Raw genomic sequence first — 22229 nt, 5'->3', positions numbered from 1 at the left:
AATATTGCAACCTTAATGCTTAATGACATCCATTTCATTTATAAAAAACGTATACTTTACTAAAAATATAGTTAAGAATGATAATCAAAACCTGCGCAATTAGCGTTTCGATGGCATTGACCTGATCTAGTTGATCGTTGACAAATTGCCCGATAATATCGGGATAAGATGTAACAAAGATATAAGTTAAAAGAACGTCAAGACCAAGTGTAGAAAGACGTGCTAAGAAAAATTTAACTAGGCGAATTGGCCAATTCTTTCTCTCTTGTTTAAAGACAACAGTGTCATTGGTGATGAAGGCAAAAAGAATACCGATAATGTTTGCGAGTATGGTTGCTAGGATTTCTTGGTGGCTAATACGGTAAATAACCAAACGTGATAAAATTGAGACCAGAGTAGTAGCACCACCAAAAAATAGGTAGGAGAGAAGCTCGTTATCAAAGAAAGCTTTTATTTGATTTTTCATGATTTTAGTATAGCATAAAGTCATATATTGTGCTATACTGGTAAGGTTGATTCAATCAACCCTTGGTGCTTAGCTTCTTTCACCAAGCATATTTTACGCGGGAAACCGCCAAAGGAGAAAACATGAAAAAATTAACTGTTCGTGATATGGCAGATATTGCTATCGTTGCTGCTATCTATGTGGTTTTGACCATCACCCCACCCCTTAATGCCATTAGCTACGGTGCCTACCAGTTTCGTATTTCTGAGATGATGAATTTCTTGGCTTTTTACAATCCCAAATATATCATCGGTGTGACGATTGGTTGTATGATTGCTAATTTCTTTAGCTTTGGTCTACTAGATGTCTTTGTCGGTGGGGGCTCTACCCTAGTTTTCCTAAGTCTAGGTGTATGGCTCTTTAGCAAATACAAAAACGACTATTTGTTCAATGGTTTGATTCGAAAAGATCATTTCTTCTTTTCACTCCTCTTCTCAATTTCAATGATTACCATTGCAGCTGAACTTCATATCGTTGCAGAGGCTCCATTCTTCTTTACATGGTTCTCTACTGGAATTGGAGAGTTTGCATCACTTATCGTAGGTGCGATTTTGATCAATAAACTGGGACAGCGAATCGATCTAACAAAATAAGAAGTTTATAAGCTAGATTCTTGCTAAATCTAGCTTTTTTCATTCCATAAAATTAAAAGAGAGCGCTTGACAAGAGCATAGAACTATAGTATACTTTTTAGGTAAGCTGATTTAGCTCAGTTGGCAGAGCGCATCCATGGTAAGGATGAGGTCGCCGGTTCAATCCCGGCAATTAGCATGATAGAAACGAAATAACCTTGGGAGACCAAGGTTTTTCTTATACTTCTGTGAAAATGAAGCTAAAGAGTTTTGTCTATTGACAAAAGTGACTCTATCTAGTAGAATAGTAGATGCGATGAGTCGATAGGTAGTCTTCGGACTACTATTGAGCATAAGGAGGTCATAACGCAGGAGCGGACCTTGATGAGTTGTGTGAACCTGCTCATCACATGAAGATGCCTCTTAGTCCCTAGTCGAATGGCTAGGGATTTTTAATTTTCAGAAAATATAACCCAAAAATGCTTTTCAATTTCTGGAAAAAGTAGTATAATACATCTATTATAGAAATTTTTAGAAAATTCCGAAAGAGGTTATTTATGGGATATACAGTTGCTGTAGTCGGCGCGACAGGTGCTGTCGGAGCTCAGATGATAAAAATGTTGGAAGAATCAACACTTCCAATCGATAAAATTCGTTACCTTGCTTCTGCACGTTCAGCAGGTAAGACTTTGAAATTTAAAGACCAAGATATTACGATTGAAGAAACGACTGAAACTGCTTTTGAAGGAGTTGACATTGCTCTCTTTTCAGCAGGTGGTTCGACATCAGCTAAGTATGCACCATACGCAGTTCAAGCTGGTGCGGTAGTAGTGGATAACACATCTTATTTCCGTCAAAACCCAGATGTTCCTTTGGTTGTTCCAGAAGTCAATGCTCACGCACTTGATGCCCACAACGGTATTATTGCCTGTCCTAACTGTTCAACAATCCAAATGATGGTGGCTCTTGAGCCTGTCCGTCAAAAATGGGGCTTGGACCGTATTATCGTTTCAACATACCAAGCGGTTTCAGGTGCAGGTATGGGTGCGATTCTTGAAACACAACGTGAACTTCGTGAAGTGTTGAATGATGGTGTGAATCCACGTGATTTGCATGCGGAAATCTTGCCTTCAGGTGGTGACAAGAAACACTATCCTATCGCCTTTAACGCTCTTCCGCAAATCGATGTCTTCACGGACAATGATTACACTTACGAAGAGATGAAGATGACTAAGGAAACTAAGAAAATCATGGAAGATGACAGCATTGCAGTATCTGCAACATGTGTGCGTATTCCAGTCTTGTCAGCTCACTCTGAGTCGGTTTACATCGAAACAAAAGAAGTGGCACCTATTGAGGAAGTGAAAGCAGCTATTGCCTCCTTCCCAGGTGCAGTTCTGGAGGATGATGTGGCGAACCAAGTTTACCCACAAGCCATCAATGCTGTTGGTTCACGAGATACCTTTGTTGGTCGTATCCGTAAGGACTTGGATGCAGAAAAAGGAATCCACATGTGGGTTGTTTCAGATAACCTTCTTAAAGGTGCTGCTTGGAACTCAGTTCAGATTGCTGAAACTCTTCATGAACGTGGCTTGGTTCGTCCTACTGCCGAATTGAAATTTGAATTGAAATAATGGTTTAGGAGTTCGGATGAACTCCTTCTTTGAAATAGAGAGGTGTTTTCATGTCTTATCAAGATTTAAAAGAGTGTAAAATCATCACAGCCTTTATTACCCCTTTCCATGAGGATGGTTCCATCAACTTTGATGCCATTCCAGCCTTGATTGAGCATTTATTGGCCCATCACACAGACGGCATTCTTCTAGCTGGAACGACTGCTGAGAGTCCAACTTTAACCCACGATGAGGAGTTGGAACTCTTTGCGGCTGTGCAAAAGGTTGTCAAGGGACGCGTTCCTTTGATTGCGGGTGTAGGTACCAATGATACGCGTGACTCGATCGAGTTTGTCAAAGAAGTCGCAGACTTTGGTGGTTTCGCTGCTGGTCTTGCTATCGTACCATACTATAACAAACCATCACAAGAAGGTATGTACCAGCACTTTAAAGCCATTGCAGATGCCTCAGATTTGCCTATTATCATCTATAACATTCCTGGTCGTGTCGTGGTGGAGTTAACTCCAGAAACCATGCTTCGCTTGGCTGACCATCCTAATATCATCGGTGTTAAAGAGTGTACCAGCTTGGCAAATATGGCTTACTTGATCGAGCATAAGCCAGAGGAATTCTTGATTTATACAGGTGAGGACGGAGATGCCTTCCATGCTATGAACTTGGGTGCAGATGGTGTGATCTCTGTTGCATCTCATACAAATGGAGATGAGATGCATGAGATGTTCACTGCTATCGCAGAAAGTGATATGAAGAAAGCTGCAGCTATTCAGCGTCAGTTCATTCCTAAGGTCAACGCCCTCTTCTCTTATCCAAGCCCTGCACCTGTTAAAGCTGTTTTGAACTACATGGGATTTGAAGCTGGACCAACTCGTCTACCTCTAGTTCCAGCACCAGAAGAAGATGCCAAACGTATTATCAAGGTCGTTATTGATGGCGACTATGAGGCAACTAAAGCAACTGTGACTGGTGTCTTAAGACCAGATTACTAATAAAGACAATAAAATCCATGACCGCAAGAACGATCACGGATTTTTCTATTTTCCTAAACAGAATTGGCTAAAGAGTTGGGTGATGAGTTCATCAGGAGCAGCATCCCCAGTGATTTCTCCGAGAATTTCCCAAGTACGGGTCAAGTCAACTTGCAACAAATCAACTGGCATACCCAGGTCAAGACCTTCATTAACAGCTTGTAGGCTTTCAACAGCTTTTTCAATCAAGGAAATATGACGGGCGTTTGACAAGTAAGTAGCATCTTGCTCAACCAAACCAGCGTTTTCAAAGAAGAGGTTATTGATGCGCTCTTCAATCTTATCGATGTTTTGGTTTTTAAGAACTGAAATACGGATGACATCTTCAGGTAGTTCCGAAGTTTCAATCGCTTCAGGCAGATCAGTTTTGTTAAGCAGAATAATGCGATTAGTATCTTGGCTGATTTCTAAGAGTTGGCGATCTTGAGCGGTCAGTGGTTCACTGGCATTTAATACTAGTAGTACCAAGTCAGCTTCCTTGAGGGCTTTTCTAGAACGTTCGACACCGATTTGTTCCACGATATCATCTGTTTCCCGTATACCGGCTGTATCAATCAATTTGAGAGGAACCCCGTTAATGTTGACGTATTCTTCGATAACATCTCGGGTAGTACCAGCAATATCTGTAACGATGGCCTTGTCCTCACGCAAGAGGTTGTTGAGGAGGCTGGATTTTCCAACGTTGGGACGTCCGATGATAGCAGTTGAAATTCCTTCGCGAAGGATCTTACCGCGACGAGCTGTTCTAAGGAGATTGGTTAGCAATTGTTCAAACTCCATAGTCTTCTCGCGGACAACAGCAGTAGTAGCTTCCTCAACATCATCATACTCAGGATAGTCGATATTGACCTCTACTTGGGCAAGTGTATTGAGGATTTCTTGGCGAGTATTATTGATAAGATCAGAAAGAGAACCGTCCAATTGTTTGACGGCAATATTCATAGCCTTGTCAGTCTTAGCGCGGATGATGTCCATCACCGCCTCAGCCTGTGTCAAATCCACACGACCGTTTAGAAAGGCGCGCTTGGTAAATTCACCAGGTTCTGCCAACCGAGCACCTTCACGGATAGCTAACTGGAGAATTTCGTTAGTCACCGCAATTCCACCGTGGGTGTTAATCTCGATAATATCCTCACGAGTGAAGGTCTTTGGAGACTTCATAGCCCCAACCATAACCTCGTCCATGACTTTACCAGTTTGAGGGTCAACAATGTGACCGTAGTTGAGGGTATGGCTAGCAACCTTGCTCAAGTCTTTTCCTTTGAAAATCTTTTGCGCAATAGCAAAACTGTCAGTTCCACTCAAACGGACAATACCAATGGCCCCTTCACCTAGTGGTGTAGAGATAGCAGCGATGGTATCAAATTCACGTGTAATCATACTAATTCCTTTTGTATTTCTTTTATAGGATATGGTATCCAAGCATCTCTTCAAATTGTAACAAAATTAGACCATTTCTTCAATGGATGCTACTCTAAGACTTAAAAAGCCTAAGCAATTCTGCTTAAGCTAGTTTATTTGGTGCGCATTTCCCCTTGAGGAAAGTAAGTTCCTTCAGGCATGTCGTTGATGATGACATGAACGGCTGATTGAGGTGCCCCAGTGTTACGGACAACAGCTTCCGTTACTTCCTTAGCAAGAACTTTCTTTTGCTCGAGCGTGCGTCCTTCAAATAAATCGATGCGTACAAATGGCATAATAGCTTCCTCCACTAGTTTTGATTTCTTCTATTTTACCACATTTTGCCGTTTAAAGCTTCAGAAAATTATGATATACTAGAATGTAGCAAAAATTTAGAAATGGACGTGAAATAATAGCATGGCACAGTTGTATTATCGTTATGGGACCATGAACTCTGGTAAGACCATTGAGATTCTCAAGGTGGCCTATAACTACGAGGAGCAAGGAAAGGGAGTTGTGATTATGACTTCGGCTCTGGATACGCGTGACGGTGTTGGCTATGTGTCGAGTCGAATCGGCATGAAACGCCCAGCCATTGCGATTGAGGAAACGACGGATATCTTTGGCTTTATCCAAGACTTACCTGAGAAACCATACTGTGTGTTGGTCGATGAGGCACAGTTTCTCAAGCGTCACCATGTTTACGACCTAGCTCGTGTTGTGGACGAGTTAGACATACCCGTCATGGCATTTGGTTTGAAGAATGACTTTCGCAATGAACTGTTCGAAGGTTCCAAACACCTCTTGCTTTTAGCAGATAAGATTGACGAAATCAAAACCATCTGTCAGTATTGTAAGAAAAAGGCGACTATGGTATTGCGTACGCAGGATGGTGTGCCAGTCTATGATGGAGAACAAATTCAAATAGGTGGCAATGAAACCTATATCTCAGTTTGCCGAAAACATTATTTTGCCCCTGAAAACAATAAGGAGAATGAAGAAAAATGAACATCTATGATCAACTACAAGCTGTAGAAGACCGTTATGAAGAATTAGGAGAATTGCTCAGTGACCCTGATGTCGTTTCAGACACCAAGCGTTTCATGGAGCTTTCGAAAGAAGAGGCTTCTACTCGTGATACAGTAACAGCCTACCGTGAGTACAAACAAGTCCTTCAAAACATCGTCGACGCCGAAGAGATGATTAAAGAGTCTGGTGGAGATGCGGACTTGGAAGAAATGGCCAAGCAAGAACTCAAAGATGCCAAGGCTGAAAAAGAAGAATACGAAGAAAAACTGAAAATTTTGCTCCTTCCAAAGGATCCAAACGATGACAAGAACATCATCCTTGAAATCCGTGGAGCGGCTGGTGGTGACGAAGCGGCACTTTTCGCTGGAGACCTTCTAACTATGTACCAAAAGTATGCGGAAGCCCAAGGCTGGCGCTTTGAAGTCATGGAGGCTTCTATGAATGGCGTCGGTGGTTTCAAAGAAGTGGTTGCCATGGTTTCGGGTCAATCTGTATATTCTAAGCTTAAGTACGAATCAGGTGCCCACCGTGTGCAACGCGTCCCTGTGACAGAGAGCCAAGGCCGTGTACACACCTCAACAGCGACAGTTCTTATCATGCCTGAAGTAGAAGAAGTGGAATACGATATTGATCCAAAAGACCTTCGTGTTGATATCTACCACGCATCTGGTGCTGGTGGACAGAACGTCAATAAGGTTGCAACAGCCGTTCGTATCGTTCACTTGCCGACCAATATCAAGGTTGAAATGCAGGAAGAACGTACTCAGCAGAAGAACCGTGAGAAGGCCATGAAAATCATCCGTGCGCGTGTTGCTGATCACTTTGCTCAGATTGCACAAGACGAACAAGACGCTGAGCGTAAGTCAACAATCGGTACCGGTGACCGTTCAGAGCGAATTCGTACTTATAACTTCCCACAAAACCGTGTCACAGACCACCGTATTGGCTTGACTCTTCAAAAACTAGATACCATTTTGTCTGGTAAATTGGATGAAGTTGTGGATGCCTTGGTTCTTTATGACCAAACACAGAAATTAGAAGAATTAAACAAATAATGAAAATAGCTCAATTATTCTCAGATTTTGAAGAAGAGTTGATAAGACAAGGAGAGGAAGCTGAAAGCCTCTCTTTTGTCTATCGTAGCCTGAAAAATCAATCCTTTACAGACTTTGTCTTTGCCCTCCAGCAAGAGGTAGACGAGGAAGAAAAGCAATTAGTAGAAGAAATTTACCTGCAGTTAGCAGCTCATAAACCTGCCCAGTACATCATCGGTCATGCAGACTTCTTTGGTATGCAGTTAACAGTTGATGAGCGGGTTTTGATTCCTCGTCCAGAGACAGAGGAGTTAGTGGAACTTATCTTGGCAGAAAATCCTGAGACGAATCTTTCAGTACTCGATATCGGTACGGGAAGTGGTGCCATTGCCCTTTCTTTAGCAAAGAATCGTCCAGATTGGTCAGTGACAGCAGTTGATATTTCACAGGATGCACTAAATTTGGCAACTGAAAACGCTAAAGTTCAGAATATCCAGATATTTTTAAAAAAATCCGATTGTTTTACAGAAATTTCTGAAAAATATGATATAATTGTATCCAATCCACCCTATATCTCTCGTGAAGATGAGTCAGAAATCGGTTTGAATGTTTTGCATTCGGAACCTCATCTAGCTCTCTTTGCGGATGAGGATGGCCTAGCTATTTACCGCAGAATTGCGGAAGATGCAAAGGAGTATCTCAAAGATGGTGGTAAGATTTACCTTGAAATTGGATACAAGCAAGGTCAAAGTGTTTCCGATCTTTTTAGGGAACATCTTCCTGAAAAACGAGTACGAACACTCAAGGACCAGTTTGGTCAAGATAGGATGGTTGTAGCTGATGATGAACAGGATTAGGCAAGAGTTGGAAAAGGGAGGAGCTGTCGTTCTACCTACCGAGACAGTTTATGGTCTCTTTGCCAAAGCTCTAGACGAAAAAGCAGTTGATCATGTTTACCAACTCAAACGTCGTCCCAGAGACAAGGCTCTTAACCTCAATGTTGCCTCTTTAGAGGATATTTTGTACTTTTCAAAAAATCAGCCAACTTATCTAAAAAAGCTTGTGGAGACCTTTTTACCAGGCCCCTTGACTCTTATCCTTGAAGCAAATGGCAGAGTTCCCTATTGGGTCAATTCTGGTCTTGCAACTGTTGGATTTCGGATGCCGAGTCACCCCATCACACTAGATTTGATTCGAGAGACAGGTCCCTTGATTGGGCCGTCTGCCAATATTTCTGGTCAGGCAAGTGGAGTAACCTTTCAGGAAATTCTGAAAGATTTTGACCAAGAGGTTCTGGGTCTGGAAGATGATGCTTTTCTAACTGGACAGGATTCAACTATTTTGGATTTGTCTGGAGCCAAGGTGAAAATCTTACGCCAAGGGGCCATTAAGCGAGAAGATATTCTTGCTCAGTTGCCAGAGATTTCTTTTGAGGAGGAATGAGATGCTAAGAGATTTGCAAGAAACAGATGTAAAAGCTATTTGTGATATCAACCAAGAGGTTCTGGGTTATTCTTTTAGTCCAGAGGACACGGCTAGTCAATTAGCTAGACTATCTCAAGATTCCCATCATTTCCTACTTGGCTATGAGGATGTAACCAGTCATGTCTTACTTGGATATGTCCATGCTGAGGTTTATGAATCTCTTTATTCCAAAGCAGGATTTAATATCTTAGCCTTAGCAGTTTTACCTCAAGCACAAGGGCAAGGTATCGGTAAATGCTTACTGCAAGGGTTGGATCAAGAAGCAAAAAGACGAGGTTATGGGTTTATCCGCTTAAACTCTGCCGATCATCGTCTGGGTGCTCATGCATTTTATGAAAAAGTTGGTTATACTTGTGATAAAGTGCAAAAACGGTTTATTCGCATCTTTTAGTTTATTTTCTTATTGGAGAACCAAACTAAAGGACCAGTCACACTATAAAGGAGAAGACCTATGATTTTTGACAAAGATGATTTTAAAGCATACGATGCTGATCTCTGGAATGCTATTGCCAAAGAAGAAGAACGCCAACAAAACAACATTGAGTTGATTGCTTCGGAAAACGTGGTTTCCAAGGCTGTTATGGCGGCTCAAGGGTCTATCTTGACCAACAAATATGCCGAGGGCTACCCAGGACGTCGTTACTATGGTGGAACAGATGTAGTAGATGTGGTAGAGACTCTTGCTATTGAACGCGCGAAAGAAATTTTCGGTGCTAAATTTGCCAATGTCCAACCTCACTCAGGAAGCCAAGCCAACTGTGCGGCTTACATGTCCTTGATTGAGCCTGGTGATACGGTTATGGGGATGGATTTGGCAGCAGGTGGACACTTGACCCACGGAGCTTCAGTTAGCTTCTCTGGTCAAACCTACAACTTTGTTTCTTATAGTGTAGATCCTGAAACAGAACTCTTGGACTTTGATGCGATCTTGAAACAAGCCCAAGAAGTAAAACCAAAATTGATCGTAGCTGGTGCTTCAGCCTATTCTCAAATTATCGACTTTTCAAAATTCCGTGAAATCGCAGACGCTGTTGGGGCTAAGCTCATGGTCGATATGGCTCACATTGCTGGTTTGGTTGCAGCTGGTCTACATCCAAGCCCAGTGCCATACGCTCATATCACAACAACAACGACCCACAAAACCCTTCGTGGACCACGTGGTGGTCTGATTTTGACTAATGACGAGGACCTAGCTAAGAAAATCAATTCAGCTATTTTCCCTGGTATTCAGGGTGGTCCTTTGGAGCATGTTGTTGCTGCTAAGGCCGTTTCCTTCAAAGAAGTTTTGGATCCAGCCTTCAAAGAATATGCTGCCAATGTTATCAAAAACAGCAAGGCTATGGTAGAAGTCTTCTTGCAAGACCCTGATTTCCGTATCATTTCTGGGGGGACTGAAAATCACCTCTTCCTTGTTGATGTCACTAAGGTTGTAGAGAACGGAAAAGTTGCTCAAAACTTGCTGGATGAAGTCAATATTACCCTAAATAAAAACTCAATCCCATACGAAACCTTGTCACCATTCAAGACAAGCGGTATTCGTATCGGATCTGCAGCCATCACTGCACGTGGATTTGGTGAAGACGAAAGTCGAAAAGTAGCTGAACTCATCATCAAAACCCTTAAGAATGCAGAAAATGAGGATGTCTTAGAAGAAGTGAGAAGCGCAGTCAAAGAATTGACAGATGCCTTCCCATTATACGAGGACTAAAACTTTTATGGACATTTATATTAAGAAAGCCATTATCCATCAGTTCAGCCCAGATGATACTGAGTTGTTCCTAGCGGATAAGTTTCTCAATATCACTCCAAAAATCGAAGAATACCTGCGCAAAAAAATCGAACGTGTGTATTCAGATGAAGCCAAGACGGGGATTTTCGAGGAAGAAAATCCCTTCTTCAATCACATCACAGACGATTTGTTGGAGACATCGGTAACACTGGCTAATCTCTGGAAAGAGGAATTCAGTATTTCTGAAAATCTTAAGACTAATGACTTGATTTTTGTGCAATTTTCGAAAGAAGGTGTAGAACATTTCGCTTTCTTGCGAATCGCCCTGCGTGAGACCCTAACCCACCTCGGTGGGGAAGTTGATAATCCAATCAAGCTGACTCAGAATAACCTGCCTGGATTTGGAACGGGAGCTGACGAGGCCTTGGTGGTCAATCTTCAAAGTCGCAAGTACCATCTCATCGAAAAACGAATCAAGTATAATGGGACTTTCTTGAATTATTTTTCAGATAATCTCTTAAGTGTTGCTCCTAAGATTTCACCAAAAAAATCCATCAAGGAACTGGAAAAAACGGCCCAGAGAATTGCTGAAACTTTTAACACAGATGATTTTCAATTTCAATCCAAGGTTAAATCAGCTATTTTCAACAATCTCGAAGAAAGCAATGAACTGTCTCCAGAGAAATTGGCTAACGACCTTTTTGATAACAATCTGACAGCTCGTTTGAGCTTTATCGATCAGGTCAAGGAAGCTGTACCAGAACCAGTCCAGTTCGATGAAATTGATGCCAGTCGTCAGCTCAAGAAATTTGAAAACCAAAAACTTTCCTTGTCAAACGGAATCGAACTTATCGTTCCAAATAATGTTTACCAAGACGCAGAATCGGTCGAGTTTATCCAAAATGACAATGGAACCTATTCTATCTTAATCAAAAATATCGAGGATATTCAAAGTAAATAATGTTTAAATTACTACGAAGAGTGCTAGTACTAGCAGTCTTCCTTTTCGCTGTCTATAAAGTTTACCGAGTTCACCAAGACGTCAAGCAAGTCATGACCTACCAACCCATGGTTCGAGAAGTCCTTAGTGAAAGAGATACTCCAGCCAATGAAGAGCTTGTGCTCGCCATGATTTATACCGAAACGAAAGGAAAAGAAGGCGATGTCATGCAATCTAGTGAGTCTGCTAGCGGTACTACAAATACTATCAATGACAATGTGACGAGCATTCGTCAGGGGATTCAGGCATTGACTGATAATCTCTACCTAGCTCAGGAAAAGGGCGTTGATGTCTGGACAGCTGTGCAAGCCTATAATTTTGGTCCTGCTTATATCGATTTTATCGCTCAAAATGGCAAGGAAAATACCTTGGCACTAGCCAAGCGTTACTCCCGAGAAACGGTCGCTCCAATCCTAGGTAATACTACAGGGAAGACCTACACCTATATCAACCCTATTTCTATCTTCCACGGAGCTGAACTCTATGAAAATGGTGGAAATTATTACTACTCGAGACAGGTTCGATTTAATCTCTATATCATGAAATTCTTTAATTTCTTTTAAACATCTGGTTTTACCAGGTGTTTTTCACTATAAGCTTTCTTTAAGATTGTTTTATTAAGCTAGAAAGATAAAGGAGGGAATATCCCATGAGAAAGAAATTCTTTCTAACAAGCGCTGCAGTTTTGTGGGCCGCAACAGCTATGACGAGCGTCTACGCAGCAACCGATGTTCAAAAAGTAATTGATGAAACCTATGTACAACCTGAATATGTCCTTGGTTCTTCACTAACTGAAGACCAAAAAAATCAAACTCTTAGCAAACTTGGCTATGACGCATCGAAAGACACCAAAGATATCAAAACTATGACACCGGATATCTATTCGAAAATTATGAATGTGGCTAATGATGCTAGCCTACAGCTCTATTCGTCAGCTAAGATTCAAAAGCTGGGGGATAAGTCGCCTCTAGAAGTCAAGATTGAAACGCCTGAAAATATCACAAAGGTGACGCAGGATATGTACCGTAACGCAGCAGTGACGCTGGGAGTGGAGCATGCCAAAATCACAGTTGCAGCTCCCATTCCAGTTACGGGTGAGAGTGCGTTGGCAGGGATTTACTACTCATTAGAGGCCAATGGTGCTAAAGTACCACAAGCCAATAAAGACTTGGCCCAAGAAGAGCTAAAAGCCTTGTCTGATATCAATGCTGAAAACAAGGACAAGTCAGGCTACGATGCCAATAAACTCAATGTCGCTTTGGCAGATATCAAGGCAGGAATCGCTAAGGCAAAAGAAGCCAAAGGAAATCTGACAGAAGAGGATGTCCGCAAAATTGTAGAAGACACACTAAAAAATTACAAACTCGATCAGGTTATAACAGGAAACCAGGTCAATATCATCATCAATTTTGCACTTAATCTCTCAAAGAGTGACATCTTGAATAATGCTGATTTCACTAAAACCCTAAACGACCTCAAGGAAAGCATTGTCTCTCAAGCTGGAGATAGCTTTAAAAATATCAACCTCAACTTTGATGCCAATAAAGCGCTAGAAGATGGGGGCAACTTCTTGAGTTCTCTTTGGCAAGCCATTGTCAACTTCTTCAAGAGTTTTGGTGCTTAGGTCATTTCATGATATAATAGATGGTAACAGAAATGTTGCCGTCTTTTTTTGTCGGCCGATAGAAAGTGAAAAATATGTTAAAGAAAAATGATATTGTTAAAGTTGAAATTGTTGATTTGACCCATGAAGGGGCTGGAGTCGCCAGGATAGAAGGTTTGGTTTTCTTTGTAGAGAATGCTCTACCAACTGAGAAAATCCTCATGCGTGTCCTTAAGGTCAATAAAAAGATTGGCTACGGGAAAGTTGAAGAATACCTTACATATTCTCCGCATCGTAACCAAGACCTTGACCTAGCTTATCTACGTTCAGGTATCGCTGATTTGGGGCATCTTGCATATCCAGAGCAGCTCAAGTTTAAAACCAAGCAAGTCAAAAACAGTCTCTACAAGATTGCTGGCATTATAGATTTAGAGGTTACTGAAACTCTAGGTATGGAAAATCCTGTCAAGTATCGAAATAAGGCGCAGGTGCCCGTTCGTCGAGTGAATGGTATCTTGGAAACTGGCTTTTTCCGTAAAAATTCGCACGACCTCATGCCCCTTGAAGATTTCTTTATCCAAGATCCTGTCATTGACCAAGTCGTAGTAGCTATACGAGATTTGCTTCGTCGTTTTGATTTAAAACCTTATGACGAAAAGGAGCAGTCTGGCTTGATTCGGAATCTTGTGGTGAGACGTGGGCATTATACAGGACAAATCATGGTTATCTTAGTGACTACACGTCCCAAAGTTTTCCGAGTAGAACAATTGATTGAACAAGTCATCAAGCAGTTCCCAGAGATTGTGTCGGTCATGCAAAATATCAACGACCAGAATACCAATGCGATTTTCGGCAAAGAGTGGAAGACTCTTTATGGTCAAGATTACATTACCGACCAGATGTTGGGAAATGACTTCCAAATCGCTGGACCTGCCTTTTACCAGGTCAATACTCAAATGGCTGAGAAACTCTATCAAACAGCTATTGACTTTTCAGAGTTAAGAGAAGATGATGTAGTGATCGATGCCTATTCAGGGATTGGAACGATTGGTTTATCCGTTGCGAAGCATGTCAAAGAAGTCTACGGTGTTGAAGTGATTCCAGAAGCGGTTGAGAACAGCCAGAAAAATGCTGCATTAAATAATATCACAAATGCCCACTATGTCTGTGACACAGCAGAGAATGCCATGAAGAACTGGCTCAAAGAAGGTATTCAACCAACCGTTATCTTGGTTGATCCTCCACGCAAGGGCTTGACCGAAAGCTTTATCAAAGCAAGCGCTCAAACAGGAGCAGACCGCATCGCCTATATCTCATGTAATGTCGCAACCATGTCGCGTGATATCAAACTCTACCAAGAGTTGGGATATGAATTGAAGAAAGTCCAGCCGGTGGATCTATTTCCGCAGACGCATCATGTTGAGGCGGTATCACTGCTTGTACGAGCTGATTTGTTGTTAAAAAATTACATTAAGTGAAGGGGATAATTGATTTAAAAAGGGCAGAAAATTAATATAATTATTCCTTAACAAAGAGAATGTACTCATAGAAGGATTTAATAACAAGGAGAAGAATATTTTAATTGATAAGAATAGTTAGGATATCAAAAATATTAAAATTTGTATGCTATTAATCTATCAGAGGAGACACTAGTAGATTGATATTAAAACATCTAAGAATAAATCAAGATACTCGTTAGTTAGTAGTTCCTAAAATTTTAATGGGAATCTTATTTTGGTGGTGTTGAGCAATAGTAGGATTGTTTTAAGAATCTTTATAGGTGAACAAATAGATATATGTTTTACAGGTGTGCGGAACATTATATTATAAAACTGACGATATAAAAAGCGTGATTGTTTTCATCCGTCTATTTTGTTATAATGATAAAAACAATATTTTAGGAGGTAGTTATGTCAAATAATGAGATTAATCCAATGGGTGATGTTGTGAGTCAAGTTTTAGCNCAAGAATTGGAAGGTGTATTATCTCCATTAAAACAGTGGATTTACTCTACATTTACTTATAAATTTGAGTTGAATTATTTAAAAAGAAAAAAGGAGGTTGCAAAATATATCGATTCTTATGATCCAAATCTTGAAGATTTTGAGGTGAAACCTAATTTTGATGCTGATTCAGTGAGAAAGTACATTGACGAAATTATTTTTGAGGCACAGAAAATAGCACCAAAAGATTTAGTGTTTCCAGATAAAGTTTTAATTGGAACTATAATAAATTCATCTCAATATTTTATAGATGACGAAATATTAAGAAAAAATTACGCTAAATTACTTGCAGCTACTATAGATAACTCAAAAGCTAATTTAGTTCACAAGTCATTCGCAAAGACTTTAGAAGAACTTTCTCCTATTGAAATAAAAATTATTGATAAGCTATTTAGAGAGAATTTCTTAGTTTATTGTGATTCTATTAGAGTCTATAATATTTCATTTAAGGAAAATCCAGATAAAAATCTACTCGAGAAAAGTAAAAAAATACATATTCCAGTTGAACCCGTAGTATTTTTCAAGGATGATACATCTGTTGTTAACGAACTAAGTTTTTTAGACTTATCTACTAGTTTGAGCATACTTCAAAAGACAAATTTAGTTAAATCAACAGTATTAGCAGCACATTCATTAGATAATACAAATCTGAGTTTTAATCAACAAGAGATCAATAGGTTAGCTAAAAAATATATCAAGTCACCAAAAAAGATTGCGAGAAAATTACTCAATGAATACTATAATTTGACTGAAGAGGCTTATCAATTTGCTATCGAACCTAATCTACAGTATTATGAGTTGACCAATTATGGAAAAGCGTTTTGCAATATAATTTATTCGACAACGGATGAAAAATCAATTCAGATTGAACACACAATGGTCGAAAAAGACGCTTAGTTCCTATGTACTGACCCCCAAAAGTTAGACAGAAAAAATCTAACTTTTGGGGTGCAGGTCACCTAATGGTATAAGCGGGTGGTTTATTTGTCTCGCACCTTACGGAGCGAGATGGACTAATAGTCACATAAAATCAAAGCCAACACCGAAAATAGTATACCTAATAAGGTTTATTGCAATTTATCTTATCTAAAAACAAAAACAGTTAATTATGGATATTGGAAGAACAAAATATCAACTTATATTTCGGGTAAGAACAGGTGAAACGTATAAGGAAATACTAAAGCTAATCAAGGGAGAAACAGACAAGATGTAAAGTTGTCAAAGAAATTTTCTTTATGTCTTTGACGAAGCTTCTTAAAGGGAACAAAAGTCCATTAGTATGCATGATATTAGAAGACAACAGATATGATATAACAATTTAACTTCAAAAAGAACATAAAATACAACAGGCGGTGGTAAATGTATTTTTCAACAGAGATGAGACAGACCATCTATATAAGATAAACATGCTATTACGAAACAAAAAACTTTTGCTTATTGAATATTATGATAAGAAACACGTATCTGCTGAACTTCCGGAAAAGAAGTATAGGAAAGTTTGATGGGCAGTAAGATTTATATTAAATATTGATCCATATCAACGATTGGAGGAGGAATGAATTCTCTATTTGATGAATTTCGAATAATTTGTTCATATTTAAACCAAGTCGGAATTACACCGACACTGATGGGTTCTTTGGGATTAGAGTTTAGAACGAAAGAAAATTGGGAGCCGTCTGACATTGACATTCATGTCTCTGGAGACCCTAGAGGCTGGGATGCGCCTGATCATCTCAGAATTTATGATTGGGACAAGATAATGAAAGTGATGAACCACTTAGGCTACACTTTAATAGATACTCATGAGCATGAATTCCAAAAGGAGGACGTGAGTGTGGAATATGGAAGTATCGATTCCTTACCTGATTTTGCAGGAGTTTCGGAATCGGATATAGAGCTTATTCATCTTGAGAACATCACTTTTCGTGTTCCAAGTCTGGCACAGTATCTAAGTATTTACAAAGCTTCTTCTCAAGATTCCTATCGAAACAATCAAAATAGCAATAAAGATTTTAAGAAGATTGATTGGCTGGAAAGCCATTTGTAAATCATCATTTAAAAAGTAGTAAGTTGTGAGATTTACTGCTTTTTATTTTGCAAAACAAACCATCAAAACTACAGACAAGCCTTGCAAATAAAATTTTAAAGTAGTATACTAGAATCACAGTTATGAAAACGTTTGCGTTATAAGTAAATCAGGAGACAAAACAGTGGAATTAACAGCCATTTACCATAGACCAGAGTCGGAGTATGCTTATCTTTATAAAGATAAGACAATGCACATTCGTATCCGGACGAAAAAGGGGGATATTGAAAATATCAATTTGCATTATGGAGATACATTTATCTTTTTAGAGGACCATTATGAAGCATGTAAGGAAATGGTCAAAGTGACCTCCGATGCTTTGTTTGATTATTGGCAAGTGGAGGTCACAGTTGGCTATGCACGACTCCAGTATCTTTTTGAACTCAAAGATAAGCAAGGTCAGAGTATTTTTTATGGCGATAAGGGATGTGTTAAAAACACGCTAGAAAATCTTCATTATGAAGGAAATGGTTTTAAAATCCCGTATATCCATGAGATTGATGCTTGCCATGTTCCTGACTGGGTGGCAAATACAGTTTGGTATCAGATTTTCCCAGAACGCTTTGCTAATGGGAACCCTGAGATTTCACCTGAAGGTGCGCTAGCTTGGGATTCCTCTATCAAACCAAAGACGAGCGATTTCTTTGGTGGTGATTTACAAGGTATTATTGACTATCTGGATTACTTGCAAGATTTGGGGATTACAGGCCTTTATCTCTGTCCGATTTTTGAATCCCCAAGCAATCACAAGTACAATACGACGGATTATTTTGAAATTGACCGTCATTTTGGAGACAAGGAAACCTTCCGTCAACTGGTGGATCAAGCCCATCAGAGAGGCATGAAAATCATGCTGGACGCTGTTTTCAACCATATAGGAGACCAGTCTCCACAGTGGCAGGATGTCCTCAAACATGGTGAAGATTCTATTTATAAAGACTGGTTCCATATTCAAGACTTTCCAGTCGTTAAAGAAAATCTTGTTAATAAAAGAGAACTATCCTATCACACCTTTGCCTTTGAGAGCTATATGCCTAAGCTCAATACGGCAAATCCTCAAGTAAGAGACTATTTGTTGAGCGTTGCCACCTACTGGATTGAAGAGTTTGATATCGATGCTTGGCGCCTGGATGTTGCGAATGAAGTCGACCACCAATTTTGGAGAGATTTCCGTAAGGCTGTCTTGGCTAAAAAGCCCGACCTTTATATTCTTGGAGAGGTCTGGCACACCTCTCAGCCTTGGCTAAATGGCGATGAATTCCACGCGGTCATGAACTATCCTCTCTCTGACAGTATCAAGGATTATTTCTTGCGTGGGGTCAAGAAGTCCCATCAATTTATCGATGAGATCAATAGCCAGTCTATGTACTATAGACAGCAAATTTCGGAAGTGATGTTCAATCTCTTGGATTCGCATGATACGGAGCGTATTTTGGCTACAGCCAAGGGAGATGTCCAACTGGTTAAGTCTGCCCTAGCCTGCCTCTTTTTACAAAGGGGGACACCGTGTTTCTACTATGGAACCGAGCTAGAATTAGACGGAGGGCCAGACCCAGATTGTCGTCGTGTCATGCCTTGGGAACGTGTTTCCGAAAGCAACGAGATGCTTAATTTCATGAAGAAATTGATTCAGCTTCGCAAGAGTGTTTCAGACATTATCCAACATGGAACATATAGCCTGAAAGAAATCAAGTCGGACGTGCTTGCTCTCGAATGGAATTATGATGGACAAAAAATCCAAGCTATTTTTAACCAATCAGCTGAAAACTATCTTGTAGATATTGATGCTGTAGCGTTAGCAAGTCATTGCGAAAAACTAGACCAGCAACTGGTAATATTGCCTAAAGGTTTTATAATCCGATAAAAATCGTACTCAAAAAGACTGTTATGAATAGGTGATTCGTGCAGTCTTTTTTTGACTTATGTAGTATAATATAGCTAAGTCAACGATTACTAGCTGCATGATTAATGAATACTGTTTAAAATGAAAAAGAGACTTGTACTCTAGAAGGAGCGTTTCATGAAACGAACGAGAAAAGTAGTAGCCTTGGGATTGTGTTTGCCCTTATTTCTTGGATTGGCTGCTTGTCAGCAAAATAATACGAGCACTGAAGCTGCAAACCAGACACAGACCAGTTCGGATAAAGTTCCTTGGACGGCTTCATATACAAATCTGAATAATCAGGTCAGTACCGAAGAGGTCAAATCTCTCTTATCAGCTCACTTGGACCCAAATAGTGTTGATGCATTTTTCAATCTTGTCACAGACTATAATGCGACTGTCGGTTCTACTGGCTTAAGTGGTGATTTTGCCTCCTTTACAAAAACAGAATACGACGTAGAGAAAATCAGCAATCTCTGGAATCAAAAAAAGGGTGACTTTGTCGGGACCAACTGCCGTATTAATAGCTATGCGCTCTTGAAAAATTCGGTCACAATTCCAAAACTTGAAAAGAATGATCAGCTTCTTTTTGTTGATAACGATGCTATCGATAAGGGAAAGCTATTTGATGCGAAAGATAAGGAAGAGTTTGATATTCTATTTTCTAGGGTGGAGACGGAAGCAACGACGAATGTAAAAGTTCACGCGCAGAAGATGGAGAAATTCTTCTCCCAGTTTCAGTTCAATGATAAAGCTCGAATGTTGTCTGTTGTGTTGCATGATAATTTGGATGGAGAGTTTCTTTTTGTTGGACACGTAGGTGTTTTAGTGCCAGCTGATGATGGTTTCTTATTTGTAGAGAAACTGACTTTTGAAGAGCCTTATCAAGCTATTAAGTTTGCGAGCAAGGAAGATTGTTACAAGTATCTATCCACTAAATATGCGGATTACACAGGTGATGGACTAGCTAAGCCTTTCATTATGGACAATGAAAAGTGGATTGAAGGATATTAAGCTAGGCAAGGGAGAAGTAGTATGGAGACAGTAGTAGCACTTTTAGTTGTCATTCTTATCGGATTCTGGGCTGTAAACATTCTCAAGCCTCGTAAGGCAAATAAAAAAGAAAGATTTTTAGGCTATATGCAGCGCTATGACATAGATGGTGAGGGTTATCAGTCAGAAGTCTGGGAAGTGACAGAAGATGAGGAATAGCATCTTTTGTGACATATCTACAACAACAATTGCTTTTTAAAACCGTAATATTAAATGCTACTAACATAATATAAATTGAGTGTCATTCTTAATTTAGTATACTCTAGATGAAACATTTTGAAAGGAAATTATATGTACAATTCATTTTCTGATATTCCAACTGTAAAAGACGAATTTATGATTGACAAATACATTCTTGGGTTATCAAATTTTATTACTGGATGCGAAACTCCTTTAACACTAGCTATTCAAGGCGATTGGGGAACCGGAAAAACCAGCATCATGTATCAAGTTGAAGAAAAACTTAAAGAAAAATCGTCAAGTAATTCAAAAAGAAAAATTAAAACAATATTTTTTAATACTTGGCAATATTCACAATTTGATATGGATAAGGATTTAGCAGTCACGTTAATTACAGATTTAATTGATGAATTAGAAGTAACTGATGTAGATAAAAGAGAGAACTTTAAAAAATCTTTGGCAGTTATTACAAAAAGTATGGAATATCTAAAACTAGATTTTGGTCTCTTAAACATTGAAAAAATTAATAATCAACTTCTAAAATTAATAAGCAATGAGGAAAAAGCTAATAATTTAAAAAATCTGAAACAAAATCTACAAAGTATCATTGATGACTTTGTTAAAGAAAATAATTATGAAAAGATAGTAATTTTCATTGATGACCTTGACAGATTGGTTCCAAAAAAAGCGATTGAATTCCTAGAAATTTTAAAACTTTTCTTAGATTGCAGAAATTGTGTCTTTGTTTTAGCTATTGATTATAATGTTGTTTTAAGAGGAACAAAAAGTAAGTATGGTGATGATTTGGACAACGAAAAAGGAAAAGCTTTTTTTGAGAAAATAATTCAAGTGCCTTTTACTGTACCTGTTGCAAATTATCATATGGAGAACTTTGTTAAAGTCTCTTTGAAAAAAATTAATTTTTATTTTAATGATGACGTTACACAGAATGTAACTCAATTAATTAGAGACTCAATCGGAAATAATCCTCGCAGTGTTAACAGATTATTCAATTCTGTTAGCCTTTTAATGCATATTATAAATTCAAATAATGAGTTAGAAAATGATGACAAATTACTAATCATAGCTACAGTATGTTTTCAATTACGATTTGATGAAGCTTATGACTATTTATTGACTTCATATAACAATAGTCCAGAAGATTCTGAAGAAACCAAATATTTTCTCATTGATTTACTTGAAAATTCATTTGAAATATCTGACGATGCTGATTATAATTCTCTTGTGTCTCGCTATGGTATCTTTAGTTTTAAAAATCAAAAAGAGTTAGAATCTTTCAGAAAATTTTTTAATACTTTAAAATTATTGCTTAAATATAATGTTGATAAATTAGAAGTTGAAGAGTTCGAAAATTTGATGAAAAGAATGAGCTTTTCAAATACAATTTCAACCGGAAACTTCGATATAGATATAAATAAAACCTCAACTCAAAATCATTCACCGAATGAAGATGTTCAATTCGTTATTCGCAAATTATTTAATACACTGGTTAATACAAATCATTTCGACCTTTCGAAACCAGAGTATTTTGGAAAAGAGAAGAAGGAAGAACGCGAAAAGCCAATTTCATTAGATTTTATAAAGATAGCTAATGAATATAATATAGTTCGATTAACACAAGGAAAAGGACAAGGATTAAATATTTACTCTCAAAATAATAAATCGAACTCAATTTATATATCAGGTGATACTTATGGAAATATAAATAATGATGGTATACAAATCTATGTTAATAAGAAACTAGTAGGAAAGATTAATAGAAACACCTATAAACATTTTAAAGCTAAAACGTTACGACAGAATCTCCAAAAATATGACGAATTTGAAAAAACTTTTTTAAGTGATTTTTCAAGTCTCTTAGAGGATGCAAAAAAATATTTTTAACTTTTTTAGTGCTTTTTGATTTCACTAGTTGACTAAGCAATGCAATCTCATCATTGCGCATATTTTACAAAGTTTATTCTTTGTAGTTTCTCTAATATTGGTA

22 protein-coding genes, 1 tRNA gene and 1 riboswitch are annotated in these 22229 nt (G+C 38.8%); of the genes, 20 read left to right on the top strand and 3 right to left on the bottom strand.

Features of this window, described 5'->3' with window-relative positions; translation table 11 throughout:
* Positions 1–34: 34 nt before the first annotated feature.
* The gene (locus D8803_RS06275) at positions 35–466 is read right to left on the bottom strand and encodes a GtrA family protein (protein ID WP_131200616.1); all 432 of its coding nucleotides are present in this window, start codon (positions 464–466) and stop codon (positions 35–37) included.
* A 28-nt stretch (positions 467–494) separates the two neighbouring features.
* A riboswitch (PreQ1 riboswitch) is annotated at positions 495–591 on the top strand.
* On the opposite strand from D8803_RS06275, the gene D8803_RS06270 reads away from it, so the two are divergent.
* The 4 genes from D8803_RS06270 (at position 589) to dapA (ending at position 3697) form a co-directional block, all read left to right on the top strand.
* Positions 589–1098 (top strand): QueT transporter family protein, encoded by a 510-nt coding sequence (locus D8803_RS06270; RefSeq protein ID WP_131200596.1) that lies wholly within the window; start codon positions 589–591, stop codon positions 1096–1098. It overlaps the preceding riboswitch by 3 nt.
* A gap of 105 nt (positions 1099–1203) precedes the next feature.
* Positions 1204–1276: transfer RNA gene (locus D8803_RS06265), tRNA-Thr, on the top strand.
* 358 nt (positions 1277–1634) lie between these two features.
* Positions 1635–2711, top strand: a complete 1077-nt coding sequence (locus D8803_RS06260) for an aspartate-semialdehyde dehydrogenase (protein WP_131200595.1) — start codon at positions 1635–1637, stop codon at positions 2709–2711.
* 50 nt (positions 2712–2761) lie between these two features.
* The gene (gene dapA, locus D8803_RS06255) at positions 2762–3697 is read left to right on the top strand and encodes a 4-hydroxy-tetrahydrodipicolinate synthase (protein ID WP_131200594.1); all 936 of its coding nucleotides are present in this window, start codon (positions 2762–2764) and stop codon (positions 3695–3697) included.
* A 45-nt stretch (positions 3698–3742) separates the two neighbouring features.
* On the opposite strand, the gene mnmE is transcribed toward dapA, so the two are convergent.
* Both mnmE and D8803_RS06245 read right to left on the bottom strand, forming a co-directional pair.
* Entirely contained in the window at positions 3743–5116 is a 1374-nt protein-coding gene (gene mnmE, locus D8803_RS06250) for a tRNA uridine-5-carboxymethylaminomethyl(34) synthesis GTPase MnmE (protein WP_131200593.1), read from the bottom strand.
* A gap of 134 nt (positions 5117–5250) precedes the next feature.
* A complete protein-coding gene (locus D8803_RS06245; protein WP_054363450.1) occupies positions 5251–5433 on the bottom strand; it encodes a 4-oxalocrotonate tautomerase in 183 nt (60 codons plus the stop codon).
* A gap of 121 nt (positions 5434–5554) precedes the next feature.
* Here D8803_RS06245 and D8803_RS06240 point away from each other — a divergent pair, with 121 nt between their 5' ends.
* From D8803_RS06240 to D8803_RS06170, 16 genes are all read left to right on the top strand, one after another.
* Positions 5555–6145, top strand: a complete 591-nt coding sequence (locus tag D8803_RS06240) for a thymidine kinase (protein ID WP_131200592.1) — start codon at positions 5555–5557, stop codon at positions 6143–6145.
* Entirely contained in the window at positions 6142–7221 is a 1080-nt protein-coding gene (gene prfA, locus D8803_RS06235) for a peptide chain release factor 1 (protein WP_049478744.1), read from the top strand. Before D8803_RS06240 ends, prfA begins: the two co-directional genes overlap by 4 nt.
* Positions 7221–8057 carry a peptide chain release factor N(5)-glutamine methyltransferase gene (gene prmC / locus D8803_RS06230; protein WP_131200591.1) on the top strand — a complete coding sequence of 279 codons (837 nt, stop codon included), beginning with the start codon at positions 7221–7223 and terminating at the stop codon, positions 8055–8057. Before prfA ends, prmC begins: the two co-directional genes overlap by 1 nt.
* Positions 8041–8643: an L-threonylcarbamoyladenylate synthase gene (locus tag D8803_RS06225; protein WP_131200590.1), complete on the top strand. Its 603-nt coding sequence runs from the start codon at positions 8041–8043 to the stop codon at positions 8641–8643. Before prmC ends, D8803_RS06225 begins: the two co-directional genes overlap by 17 nt.
* 1 nt (position 8644) lies before the next feature.
* Positions 8645–9076 carry a GNAT family N-acetyltransferase gene (locus tag D8803_RS06220; protein ID WP_131200589.1) on the top strand — a complete coding sequence of 144 codons (432 nt, stop codon included), beginning with the start codon at positions 8645–8647 and terminating at the stop codon, positions 9074–9076.
* Between the two features lie 60 nt (positions 9077–9136).
* On the top strand, positions 9137–10393 hold the full coding sequence (gene glyA / locus D8803_RS06215) for a serine hydroxymethyltransferase (RefSeq protein WP_131200588.1): 1257 nt from the start codon (positions 9137–9139) through the stop codon (positions 10391–10393).
* A 7-nt stretch (positions 10394–10400) separates the two neighbouring features.
* Complete coding sequence (locus tag D8803_RS06210) at positions 10401–11375, top strand: nucleoid-associated protein (RefSeq protein WP_190316806.1); 975 nt, start codon at positions 10401–10403, stop codon at positions 11373–11375.
* A complete protein-coding gene (locus D8803_RS06205) occupies positions 11375–11977 on the top strand; it encodes a lysozyme family protein (protein ID WP_125425526.1) in 603 nt (200 codons plus the stop codon). Before D8803_RS06210 ends, D8803_RS06205 begins: the two co-directional genes overlap by 1 nt.
* Before the next feature lie 86 nt (positions 11978–12063).
* The gene (locus D8803_RS06200) at positions 12064–13038 is read left to right on the top strand and encodes a DUF1002 domain-containing protein (protein WP_001227383.1); all 975 of its coding nucleotides are present in this window, start codon (positions 12064–12066) and stop codon (positions 13036–13038) included.
* Positions 13039–13112: 74 nt separating this feature from the next.
* Entirely contained in the window at positions 13113–14495 is a 1383-nt protein-coding gene (gene rlmD, locus D8803_RS06195) for a 23S rRNA (uracil(1939)-C(5))-methyltransferase RlmD (RefSeq protein WP_131200586.1), read from the top strand.
* 432 nt (positions 14496–14927) lie between these two features.
* Positions 14928–15917, top strand: a complete 990-nt coding sequence (locus D8803_RS06190; RefSeq protein ID WP_131200585.1) for an Abi-alpha family protein — start codon at positions 14928–14930, stop codon at positions 15915–15917.
* 658 nt (positions 15918–16575) lie between these two features.
* The gene (locus D8803_RS06185; protein ID WP_131200584.1) at positions 16576–17067 is read left to right on the top strand and encodes a phosphoribosylanthranilate isomerase; all 492 of its coding nucleotides are present in this window, start codon (positions 16576–16578) and stop codon (positions 17065–17067) included.
* A 163-nt stretch (positions 17068–17230) separates the two neighbouring features.
* Positions 17231–18970, top strand: coding sequence for a glycoside hydrolase family 13 protein (locus D8803_RS06180; RefSeq protein WP_131200583.1), 1740 nt, complete (start codon positions 17231–17233; stop codon positions 18968–18970).
* Between the two features lie 156 nt (positions 18971–19126).
* A complete protein-coding gene (locus tag D8803_RS06175) occupies positions 19127–20002 on the top strand; it encodes a DUF4300 family protein (RefSeq protein WP_084925886.1) in 876 nt (291 codons plus the stop codon).
* A 21-nt stretch (positions 20003–20023) separates the two neighbouring features.
* On the top strand, positions 20024–20200 hold the full coding sequence (locus D8803_RS09710; protein WP_000451081.1) for a hypothetical protein: 177 nt from the start codon (positions 20024–20026) through the stop codon (positions 20198–20200).
* 132 nt (positions 20201–20332) lie between these two features.
* Entirely contained in the window at positions 20333–22126 is a 1794-nt protein-coding gene (locus D8803_RS06170; protein WP_084925884.1) for a P-loop NTPase fold protein, read from the top strand.
* Positions 22127–22229 lie beyond the last annotated feature (103 nt).

It is taken from the genome of Streptococcus oralis, assembly GCF_003943385.1.
Taxonomy (GTDB): Bacteria; Bacillota; Bacilli; order Lactobacillales; family Streptococcaceae; genus Streptococcus; species Streptococcus oralis_CA.
Note: the sequence above shows the minus strand (reverse complement) of the source record. Positions and strands in the feature narration are given on the sequence as shown.